This window comes from Streptomyces sp. KR80 (genome assembly GCF_052245555.1).
GTDB lineage: Bacteria > Actinomycetota > Actinomycetes > Streptomycetales > Streptomycetaceae > Streptomyces.
In genome coordinates, this window is sequence record NZ_JBQQCD010000046.1 from 1 (window position 1) to 4951 (window position 4951).

The following is a 4951-nucleotide window of genomic DNA, read 5'->3' on the forward strand; positions in this document are numbered from 1 at the left end:
CACAGCGAGGATGCTGTGAACGGTCGGGATTATTCCTCCGGCTGTTCCGCTCTCGTGGTGTTGCCGGGGTGACCCGGAAAGCATTCACGGAGAGTTTGATCCTGGCTCAGGACGAACGCTGGCGGCGTGCTTAACACATGCAAGTCGAACGATGATCCGGTTTCGGCCGGGGATTAGTGGCGAACGGGTGAGTAACACGTGGGCAATCTGCCCTGCACTCTGGGACAAGCCCTGGAAACGGGGTCTAATACCGGATATGACCTGCCGAGGCATCTTGGTGGGTGGAAAGCTCCGGCGGTGCAGGATGAGCCCGCGGCCTATCAGCTTGTTGGTGGGGTGATGGCCTACCAAGGCGACGACGGGTAGCCGGCCTGAGAGGGCGACCGGCCACACTGGGACTGAGACACGGCCCAGACTCCTACGGGAGGCAGCAGTGGGGAATATTGCACAATGGGCGCAAGCCTGATGCAGCGACGCCGCGTGAGGGATGACGGCCTTCGGGTTGTAAACCTCTTTCAGCAGGGAAGAAGCCTTTACCGGTGACGGTACCTGCAGAAGAAGCACCGGCTAACTACGTGCCAGCAGCCGCGGTAATACGTAGGGTGCGAGCGTTGTCCGGAATTATTGGGCGTAAAGAGCTCGTAGGCGGCTTGTCGCGTCGGATGTGAAAGCCCGGGGCTTAACCCCGGGTCTGCATTCGATACGGGCAGGCTAGAGTTCGGTAGGGGAGATCGGAATTCCTGGTGTAGCGGTGAAATGCGCAGATATCAGGAGGAACACCGGTGGCGAAGGCGGATCTCTGGGCCGATACTGACGCTGAGGAGCGAAAGCGTGGGGAGCGAACAGGATTAGATACCCTGGTAGTCCACGCCGTAAACGTTGGGAACTAGGTGTGGGCGACATTCCACGTCGTCCGTGCCGCAGCTAACGCATTAAGTTCCCCGCCTGGGGAGTACGGCCGCAAGGCTAAAACTCAAAGGAATTGACGGGGGCCCGCACAAGCGGCGGAGCATGTGGCTTAATTCGACGCAACGCGAAGAACCTTACCAAGGCTTGACATACACCGGAAACACGTGGAGACACGTGCCCCCTTGTGGTCGGTGTACAGGTGGTGCATGGCTGTCGTCAGCTCGTGTCGTGAGATGTTGGGTTAAGTCCCGCAACGAGCGCAACCCTTGTCCTGTGTTGCCAGCGGGTTATGCCGGGGACTCACAGGAGACTGCCGGGGTCAACTCGGAGGAAGGTGGGGACGACGTCAAGTCATCATGCCCCTTATGTCTTGGGCTGCACACGTGCTACAATGGCCGGTACAATGAGTTGCGATGCCGTGAGGTGGAGCGAATCTCAAAAAGCCGGTCTCAGTTCGGATTGGGGTCTGCAACTCGACCCCATGAAGTCGGAGTCGCTAGTAATCGCAGATCAGCAGTGCTGCGGTGAATACGTTCCCGGGCCTTGTACACACCGCCCGTCACGTCACGAAAGTCGGTAACACCCGAAGCCGGTGGCCCAACCCCTTGTGGGAGGGAATCGTCGAAGGTGGGACTGGCGATTGGGACGAAGTCGTAACAAGGTAGCCGTACCGGAAGGTGCGGCTGGATCACCTCCTTTCTAAGGAGCACTTCTCACCAGCCCCTACGGGGATTGGTCAGAGGCCAGAACACCGGCGAACGTCCGGTGCTGGTTGCTCATGGGTGGAACGTTGACTACTCGGCACGGTCGTTGTGATGACCGCTAGTACTGCCCCCTCCTGGGGGCGTGGAACGTGGATCGGATCAAGGGTCGTGTCGGGCACGCTGTTGGGTGTCTGAGGGTGCGGCCGTGGTGGTTGTGCCTTCGGTGTGCCGGTCCCGGTGAACTCGCTGTTTGGTCAGTGGGGTGGTGGGTGGCTGGTCGTTGTTTGAGAACTGCACAGTGGACGCGAGCATCTGTGGCCAAGTTTTTAAGGGCGCACGGTGGATGCCTTGGCACCAGGAACCGATGAAGGACGTGGGAGGCCACGATAGGCCCCGGGGAGCTGTCAACCGAGCTGTGATCCGGGGGTGTCCGAATGGGGAAACCCGGCAGTCGTCATGGGCTGTCACCCATGCCTGAACACATAGGGCGTGTGGAGGGAACGCGGGGAAGTGAAACATCTCAGTACCCGCAGGAAGAGAAAACAACCGTGATTCCGGGAGTAGTGGCGAGCGAAACTGGATGAGGCTAAACCGTAGGCGTGTGATACCCGGCAGGGGTTGCGCTTACGGGGTTGTGGGAGTGTGCTTGATCGGTCTGCCGGCCGGTCGGAGAGTCAGAAACCGTCGTGATAGGCGAAGGGCATGCGAAAGGCCCGGCGTAGAGGGTAAGACCCCCGTAGCTGAAATCATGGCGGCTCTCTTGCGTATTTCCCAAGTAGCACGGGGCCCGAGAAATCCCGTGTGAATCTGGCGGGACCACCCGCTAAGCCTAAATATTCCCTGGTGACCGATAGCGGATAGTACCGTGAGGGAATGGTGAAAAGTACCGCGGGAGCGGAGTGAAAGAGTACCTGAAACCGTGTGCCTACAAGCCGTGGGAGCGTCGCCGTGAGTGCTTGCACTTGCGGTCGTGACTGCGTGCCTTTTGAAGAATGAGCCTGCGAGTTTGCGGTGTGTTGCGAGGTTAACCCGTGTGGGGGAGCCGTAGCGAAAGCGAGTCCGAAGAGGGCGACCCTAGTAGCATGCCCAAGACCCGAAGCGGAGTGATCTAGCCATGGGCAGGGTGAAGCGGCTGTAAGAGGTCGTGGAGGCCCGAACCCACCAGGGTTGAAAACCTGGGGGATGACCTGTGGTTAGGGGTGAAAGGCCAATCAAACTCCGTGATAGCTGGTTCTCCCCGAAATGCATTTAGGTGCAGCGTCGTGTGTTTCTTGCCGGAGGTAGAGCACTGGATAGGCGATGGGCCTTACCGGGTTACTGACCTTAGCCAAACTCCGAATGCCGGTAAGTGAGAGCGCGGCAGTGAGACTGTGGGGGATAAGCTCCATGGTCGAGAGGGAAACAGCCCAGAGCATCGACTAAGGCCCCTAAGCGTGCGCTAAGTGGGAAAGGATGTGGAGTCGCAGAGACAACCAGGAGGTTGGCTTAGAAGCAGCCATCCTTGAAAGAGTGCGTAATAGCTCACTGGTCAAGTGATTCCGCGCCGACAATGTAGCGGGGCTCAAGCGTACCGCCGAAGTCGTGTCATTGGCACATATACCTTTAACGAGGGTGCTGATGGGTAGGGGAGCGTTGTGTGCCGGGTGAAGCAGCCCTGTAAGGGAGTTGTGGACGGTTCACGAGTGAGAATGCAGGCATGAGTAGCGATACACACGTGAGAAACGTGTGCGCCGATTGACTAAGGGTTCCTGGGTCAAGCTGATCTGCCCAGGGTAAGTCGGGACCTAAGGCGAGGCCGACAGGCGTAGTCGATGGACAACCGGTTGATATTCCGGTACCCGTGATGGTGCGTCAACGCTGAATCAGGCGATGCTAAGTCCGTGAAGCCGCCGGCTGAGTCTTCGGACGAGGTCGGAGTGGTGGAGCCGACGGTCCAGACCTGTAGTAGGTGAGTGATGGGGTGACGCAGGAAGGTAGTCCAGCCCGGGCGGTGGTTGTCCCGGGGTAAGGGTGTAGGGCGCCAGGTAGGTAAATCCGCCTGGTATCAAGCCTGAGACCTGATGCCGAGCCGATTGTGGTGAAGTGGATGATCCTATGCTGTCGAGAAAAGCCTCTAGCGAGTGCTGTTGCGGCCCGTACCCTAAACCGACTCAGGTGGTCAGGTAGAGAATACCGAGGCGTTCGGGTGAACTATGGTTAAGGAACTCGGCAAAATGCCCCCGTAACTTCGGGAGAAGGGGGGCCATTGCTGGTGATCTGTCTTGCACAGTGAGCTGGTGGTGGCCGCAGAGACCAGCGAGAAGCGACTGTTTACTAAAAACACAGGTCCGTGCGAAGCCGTAAGGCGATGTATACGGACTGACGCCTGCCCGGTGCTGGAACGTTAAGGGGACCGGTTAGTCTGATCTTTGGTCGGGCGAAGCTGAGAACTTAAGCGCCAGTAAACGGCGGTGGTAACTATAACCATCCTAAGGTAGCGAAATTCCTTGTCGGGTAAGTTCCGACCTGCACGAATGGCGTAACGACTTCTCGACTGTCTCAACCATAGGCCCGGTGAAATTGCATTACGAGTAAAGATGCTCGTTTCGCGCAGCAGGACGGAAAGACCCCGGGACCTTTACTACAGCTTGATATTGGTGTTCGGTTCGGCTTGTGTAGGATAGGTGGGAGACTGTGAAGCGGGCACGCCAGTGTTCGTGGAGTCATTGTTGAAATACCACTCTGGTCGTGCTGGATGTCTAACCTGGGTCCGTGATCCGGATCAGGGACAGTGTCTGGTGGGTAGTTTAACTGGGGCGGTTGCCTCCTAAAGGGTAACGGAGGCGCCCAAAGGTTCCCTCAGCCTGGTTGGCAATCAGGTGTTGAGTGTAAGTGCACAAGGGAGCTTGACTGTGAGACTGACGGGTCGAGCAGGTACGAAAGTAGGGACTAGTGATCCGGCGGTGGCTTGTGGAAGCGCCGTCGCTCAACGGATAAAAGGTACCCCGGGGATAACAGGCTGATCTTCCCCAAGAGTCCATATCGACGGGATGGTTTGGCACCTCGATGTCGGCTCGTCGCATCCTGGGGCTGGAGTCGGTCCCAAGGGTTGGGCTGTTCGCCCATTAAAGCGGTACGCGAGCTGGGTTTAGAACGTCGTGAGACAGTTCGGTCCCTATCCGCTGTGCGCGTAGGAGTCTTGAGAAGGGCTGTCCCTAGTACGAGAGGACCGGGACGGACGGACCTCTGGTGTGCCAGTTGTTCTGCCAAGAGCATGGCTGGTTGGCTACGTTCGGGAGGGATAACCGCTGAAAGCATCTAAGCGGGAAGCCTGCTTCGAGATGAGGACTCCCACCCCC

2 rRNA genes are annotated in these 4951 nt (G+C 58.3%); both read left to right on the forward strand.

From position 1 onward, the window contains the following. Window positions 1–83: 83 nt before the first annotated feature. A 16S ribosomal RNA gene (locus tag ACTWQI_RS29825) occupies window positions 84–1608 on the forward strand. Between the two features lie 321 nt (window positions 1609–1929). Further along, a 23S ribosomal RNA gene (locus tag ACTWQI_RS29830) occupies window positions 1930–4951 on the forward strand; the annotation flags it as partial.